This is a genomic window from Cupriavidus sp. 01L46 (genome assembly GCF_056399905.1).
The window spans coordinates 1-6,069 of the sequence record NZ_JBFTSF010000340.1 but is presented as its reverse complement, the minus strand read 5'-3'; the positions used below and the strand labels follow the sequence as shown (position 1 = coordinate 6,069).

Genomic DNA, 6,069 nt, shown 5'->3' with positions numbered 1-6,069 from the left:
ACCTGGCGGCCTGGCTCAAGCGCGGCAAGCACGCCGCCGGCAGCTCGCAGGCCTGATCCCGGGCGATCCGGGCAATCGAGCGGCAACTGCGAGGGCCTCGGCAAGCCGCCCTCGCAGTTGCCGCTCGTTTCCTGCTTAATAGGCGACCGTGTAGCGCTGGCACGAGTGCGCCGGTTTTTCCACTTCGTCGATCATGGCGATGGCATAGTCTTCCATCGAGATCCAGCTCTTGCCGCTGGCGTCGGAGAGCAGCGTCTCCTCGCCCACGCGGAATTTGCCCGTGCGCGTGCCCGGCTCGAACAGGGCTGCGGGGGACAGGAAGGTCCAGTCGATCGCTGTCTCGTTGCGCAGGGCGTTGAGGAAGTCGCGTCCCGCCAGGGCCTCCGCCTTATAGGCTTCCGGGAACTGCGGCGTATCGACCAGTTGCGCGCCCGGTGCCACGAAGAGGCTGCCCGCGCCGCCCACCACCAGCAGGCGGGGCACGCCGGCGGCCTTGACCGCGGAGGTGATCTGTTCGGCTGTGGTCTGCAGGAAACGTACGGTGCTGATTGCCACGTCGTGGCCAGCGAGGGCGGCCGCCAGGGCCTTGGTGTCCGCGGCATCTGCATTGATCGTGGCGAGGCCCGGCCGCGTGGCAAGCTTGTCGGCCTGGCGTGCGATAGCGGTGACCGTGTGGCCGCGGCTCAGGGCTTCGTCGATGAGGCGAGTGCCGACACGGCCGGTGGCGCCGATGATTGCGATCTTCATGTTGACTCCTTTGTTGCGCTGTTGAATATCGATGTGAAACTATATTAGTTACATATTGGGATAAAAATTTTACGGCTTGCGTTGCCGGGCCGCGCGCTCCACATCGGCGAGCATGCCGGCAATCGTGATCCCGGCCAGCGCACCATCCATCGCGGCCTGTGCGCGGTCCGCGGCGTGCTTCAGCGCGCCGGTAATTTCCCGTCCCACCATGCATGCCGGATTGGGCACGCTGTGGTGCGGCGCGATCAGCGTGGCCGACTCCACCGCACGGAACACATCGAGCAACGTGATCGATGTCGCCGCGCGCGCCAGCGAGGCGCCGCCGTTGCTCCCCATCACCGTGCTCACCAGCCCCGCCTCGGCCAGCTGGCTGACCAGACGGCGGATCAGGACCGGGTTCGTGCCCACGCTGCCCGCGATCAGCGACGACGGCAAGGGCTCCGCGGCGCTGGCCAGCAAGGTGAGGATATGGACGGCGACGGCGAATCGGCTGCTGGTGGTCATGGTGGGTGAGGCAATGTGAAACTATCTTAGTTACAGATAGCCGTCGCTGTCAAGCGACTGGCGGGCCACGCAGGCATGCTGATGTGGCATGCGCCTGCAGCAATAGGGTGGTTTGCACCTGAAAACGTCGGAAAACGCGACATTCCAGCGTGTGAATGGCGGAAGAATGCCGGGAGCGCCACTGAAACTGATACACTCACCCGCAGCGCAGCAGTCGGCTGCTGCTCCGGCCGCGCCCTGGCAGTTCGTGTGAGCGCCAGGCTGTGTGGATGCCCCTGCCTCAACAGGCAAGAGCGGACTCCACGCCCCGGGGCGGTCGTTGCTGTGACTGGTATTTAGTCAATAGTTAATAGTTAATAGTTAAGTCGCGCAGTCGCGCCAATATCGAATCGGGAGTGCCAAGTTGCAAGATCAGACGCCGGAAAACAAAAAACCCGCAGGGCTCGAAAGCGCTGCGGGTTTTCCGTTTGATCTGGTGCCCAGGAGAGGAATCGAACCTCCACAGTGTTGCCACCGCTAGGACCTGAACCTAGTGCGTCTACCAATTTCGCCACCTGGGCGGGCGTCGAAACAACCGAAGCGCTCATTATAGCGACCGCAAATCGTTTGTCAAATAATTCTAGAAAAAATTGAATCAGAATAACTATCCGATCCCTAGTCGGGAAGAAATCCTTGGCGTCCTGCGGACGTCGGGGTCGCCCTTGTCGGGCGGCGATATCGCCAAGGCGCTCGCTGTCACGCGCAAAGAACACGACGGCTTCCAGAAACGCCTCGCCGCCATGGAGCGTGACGGCCAGATCGAACTCAACCGCAAGGGCCGCTACGAGCTGGCCAACCAGCCTAACTTTGTGGTCGGCCGGGTGCAGGGCCACCGCGATGGCTTCGGCTTCCTGATCCGCGACGATGGCGATGACGACATCTTCCTGCCKGAGCGCGAGCTGCAGAAGGCCATGCACAACGACCGCGCCCAGGTGCGCGTGATCGGCTACGACCGGCGCGGCCGGCCCGAAGGCCAGATCGTCGAGATCCTCGAGCGTGCCAACCGCTACGTGATCGGCCGCCTGCTGAGCGAAGGCGGCGTGCTGGTGGTGGCGCCCGAAGACAAGCGCATCAGCCAGGACATCCTGATCCCGCCGAAATCGCAAGGCAAGGCGCAAGTCGGCCAGGTCGTCAGCGTCGAGATCATCGACTACCCCGATCGCTACGTGCAGCCCGTGGGCCGTGTGGTGGAAGTGCTGGGCGACTTCGACGATCCCGGCATGGAAATCGAAATCGCCGTGCGCAAGTACGGCGTGCCGCATGAATTCTCGGATGCCTGCGCCAAAGAAGCCGCCGGCCTGCCCGACGAGGTGCGCGAGTCCGACCTGGAGCACCGCATCGACCTGCGCGACGTGCCGCTGGTGACGATCGACGGCGAAGACGCGCGCGACTTCGACGACGCTGTCTACTGCGAACCCGTCAAGATCGGCCGCTCGAAGGGCTGGCGTCTGGTGGTGGCGATTGCCGATGTGTCGCACTACGTGCGTCCCGGCACGGCGCTCGACGCCGATGCGCTGGATCGCGCCACCTCGGTGTACTTCCCGCGCCGCGTCATCCCGATGCTGCCGGAAAAGCTCTCCAACGGCCTGTGCTCGCTGAACCCGCAAGTCGACCGCCTGTGCATGGTGTGCGATGCGGTGATCACCGCCAAGGGCGAGCTCAAGGGCTATCAGTTCTATCCCGCCGTGATGCATTCGGCGGCGCGCCTGACCTATAACGAGGTCTGGTCGGTGCTGTCCAACACCAAGGGCCCGGAGGCGCATAAGCGTGCCGACCTGGTGCCGCACCTGCAGAACCTGTACGAGCTGTTCCAGGTCCTGCTCAAGGCGCGGCGCGAGCGTGGCGCGATCGACTTCGATACCACCGAGACCTACATCGTCTGCAATGCGCAGGGCAAGATCGAGCAGATCCTGCCGCGCACCCGCAACGACGCCCACCGCCTGATCGAGGAATGCATGCTGGCCGCCAACGTGTGCGCCGCAGACTTTCTCGAGCGCTTCAAGCATCCCACGCTGTACCGGATCCACGCCGGCCCGAGCGAGGAAAAGCTGAAGAACCTGCGCGAGTTCCTGCGCTCCGTCGGGCTTTCGCTGGCCGGTGGCGACAAGCCGCAGGCGGGCGACTACGCCGACGTGATGGACAAGATCAAGAGCCGTCCCGACGCGCCGATGTTGCAGACCATGCTGCTGCGCTCGATGCAGCAGGCGGTCTACAGCCCGGACAACATCGGCCACTTCGGCTTGTCGTACGAGGCTTACGCCCACTTCACCAGCCCGATCCGCCGGTACCCGGACTTGCTCACGCACCGCGCCATCAAGGCCGTGCTGGCCCATACCAAGTACCGGCCGGCATTTGCACCGGGCACCGCGCYGAACACCGCGATCGCGCCCAAGGCGCGCCGCATGCAGGCCAAGGACGCCKCCGAGAAGGCAGAGCGCAGCGCCGCGCGCGCCCAGCGCAACGAAGCCATCTGGGACGAGCTCGGCCTGCACTGCTCGGCCAACGAGCGCCGCGCCGATGAAGCCTCGCGCGATGTGGAAGCCTGGCTCAAGTGCTACTTCATGCGCGACAAGCTTGGCAGCGAGTACTCGGGCACCATCAGCTCGGTCACCTCGTTCGGCATCTTCGTGCAGCTCGACGAGCTCTATGTCGAAGGCCTGGTCCATGTCACCGAGCTGGGCAGCGATTACTTCCAGTACGACGAGGCGCGCAATGAACTGCGCGGCGAGCGTACCGGCATCCGCTACCGCCTCACCGACCGCGTCCGCGTGCAGGTTTCGCGCGTGGACCTCGATGCGCGCAAGATCGACTTCCGCCTGGTGCAGGAGCCCTCAGCCAAGAACCTGCGTGGCCGCGCCCCGACCGTCGATGCCGCGCCGCGCGTGCCCGCCGCGCACGCCGTGCCCGCGCGCAAGAAGGGCCGTCAGCTGGCCGCGCTGCTGGGTGGCAGCTCCAAGCCGGAAGAGTCGTTCGACGAAACGCTGGACCGCGTGATCGAAGAGCAGCCGGTGTTCGAAGCTGTCATGACGCCGGTCAAGCCGCACGTGGGACAGGGCGCCAAGGCCGGCGGCAAGCCGGCCAAGCGCGCCGCCAAGCCCAAGCCGCAGCATCTGGGCTCGGCGCACAAGGGCGGCGCCAAGCCCGCCGGCAAGAGCAGCCGCGCTTCGCGCAAGCGCACCTGACGGCCATGGCGCCGGCGCCGGCTTGCCCGGTTCCGGCGCCATGGCTGCGGACACGGGGCAAGCTCCGGCGGGAATGTACAATCTCGCCATGGCTAAACAAAAACTCCTGATCGGCTTTCACGCCGTCACCGCGCGCCTGCGCCAGGACGCCGCTGGCGTCACCGATGTCTACGTAGAATCCGCGCGGCGTGACCGCCGCATGCAGGACTTCATCCGCCTTGCCGAAAGCCTCAAAGTCCGCCTGCACCCGGTGGATGCCGAGCGCCTGCGCGGCATGGCCGGCACCGACCGCCACCAGGGCGTGGTCGCCCGCGCCGAAGATGTGGCGCTGGCCCTCAATCTTGACGAACTGCTCGACGGCATCGAGGGCACGCCCTTGCTGCTGGTGCTCGACGGCGTCACCGATCCGCACAACCTGGGCGCTTGCCTGCGCGTGGCCGATGGCGCTGGCGCGCACGCCGTGATCGCCCCGAAGGACCGCAGCGTGGGGTTGAACACCACGGTGGCCAAGGTGGCCAGCGGCGCGGCGGAAACCGTTCCCTACATCACTGTCACCAACCTGGCGCGCACGCTGCGCGAGTTGCAGGAGCGCGGCATCTGGGTGATCGGCACGGACGACGGCACGGAAAAGACGCTCTATGACGTCGATTTCAAGGGACCGGTTGCCCTGGTGATGGGCGCCGAAGGCGAGGGCATGCGCCGCCTCACCCGTGAAACCTGTGACGAGCTGGTCAGCATCCCGATGGCCGGCGGCGTGGAAAGCCTGAACGTTTCCGTGGCTAGCGGCGTGTGCCTGTATGAGGCGGTGCGCCAGCGCCGCCTGAAGCGCTGAGCGCTGGGGCGGCATCCGTGGTGACGGCGGACATCGACGCACAGGCGCTCGCGGCATCGCGCCGCCTGATCGGCGAAGCCACCAATATCATGGTGCTCACCGGCGCGGGCGTATCGGCCGAGTCCGGCGTGCCCACGTTCCGCGACGCCATGACCGGCCTGTGGTCGCGCTTCAATCCCGAGGAACTGGCCCAGGAAGACGCCTACCGGCGCCAGCCCGCGCTGGTCTGGGAGTGGTACCTGCACCGGCGCGAGCTGGTGGCGGCCACCGAGCCCAACCCGGCGCATATCGCCCTGGTGGCGCTCGCCGCGCAGAAAATCGTCACCCTGGTCACACAAAACGTGGATGGCCTGCACCAGCGCGCCGGCAGCCGCGATGTGATCGAGCTGCACGGCAACCTGTTCGCCAACAAGTGGCTTGACGGCTGCGGCCGTTGCGACCCGGCGACCGCCGTGCCGGGCGTGCCGCCGCGCTGCTCCCTTTGCAATGCCATGATGCGCCCCGGCGTGGTGTGGTTCGGCGAGGAACTGCCGCGCGTGGCCCGCTATCGCGCCGAGCACGCAGCCGAGCAGTGCGATCTTTGCATCGTGGTGGGCACCTCCGGCCTGGTTTATCCGGCGGCCGGCTTGCCCGGCGCCGCCAAGGACCATGGCGCGCATGTCATCGTGGTCAATCCCGAGCCCTCGGCGCTGGATCAGACCGCCGACATTGTGCTGCGTGGCCCGGCCGGCGTGGTCTTGCCCTTGCTGTGGGACGGTGTGCGCG

At 66.2% G+C, this 6,069-nt stretch carries 5 protein-coding genes and 1 tRNA gene; 3 read left to right on the top strand and 3 right to left on the bottom strand.

The features are described 5' to 3' along the window. Nucleotides 1–135: 135 nt before the first annotated feature. From AC1DS3_RS33645 to AC1DS3_RS33635, 3 genes are all read right to left on the bottom strand, one after another. Entirely contained in the window at nt 136–747 is a 612-nt protein-coding gene (locus AC1DS3_RS33645) for an NAD(P)-dependent oxidoreductase (protein WP_441640356.1), read from the bottom strand. 69 nt (nt 748–816) lie between these two features. Then, nucleotides 817–1,251: an Rrf2 family transcriptional regulator gene (locus tag AC1DS3_RS33640; RefSeq protein WP_006157768.1), complete on the bottom strand. Its 435-nt coding sequence runs from the start codon at nt 1,249–1,251 to the stop codon at nt 817–819. 473 nt (nt 1,252–1,724) lie between these two features. Further along, nucleotides 1,725–1,811, bottom strand: a tRNA-Leu gene (locus AC1DS3_RS33635). Nucleotides 1,812–1,880: 69 nt separating this feature from the next. Between AC1DS3_RS33635 and rnr the strand changes: the two genes are divergently transcribed. The 3 genes from rnr to AC1DS3_RS33620 form a co-directional block, all read left to right on the top strand. After that, entirely contained in the window at nt 1,881–4,472 is a 2,592-nt protein-coding gene (gene rnr, locus AC1DS3_RS33630) for a ribonuclease R (protein ID WP_477128863.1), read from the top strand. Nucleotides 4,473–4,560: 88 nt separating this feature from the next. After that, nucleotides 4,561–5,304, top strand: a complete 744-nt coding sequence (rlmB, locus tag AC1DS3_RS33625; RefSeq protein WP_043352050.1) for a 23S rRNA (guanosine(2251)-2'-O)-methyltransferase RlmB — start codon at nt 4,561–4,563, stop codon at nt 5,302–5,304. Nucleotides 5,305–5,393: 89 nt separating this feature from the next. Beyond that, a partial coding sequence (locus AC1DS3_RS33620; protein WP_477128864.1) for an SIR2 family NAD-dependent protein deacylase occupies nt 5,394–6,069 on the top strand: 676 nt, incomplete at its 3' end.

Coding starts and splice junctions, on each gene's coding strand:
- AC1DS3_RS33640 (WP_006157768.1), bottom strand. CDS start 1,251: ATGACCACCAGCAGCCGATTCGCCGTCGCCGTCCATATCCTCACCTTG.
- AC1DS3_RS33645 (WP_441640356.1), bottom strand. CDS start 747: ATGAAGATCGCAATCATCGGCGCCACCGGCCGTGTCGGCACTCGCCTC.
- rlmB (WP_043352050.1), top strand. CDS start 4,561: ATGGCTAAACAAAAACTCCTGATCGGCTTTCACGCCGTCACCGCGCGC.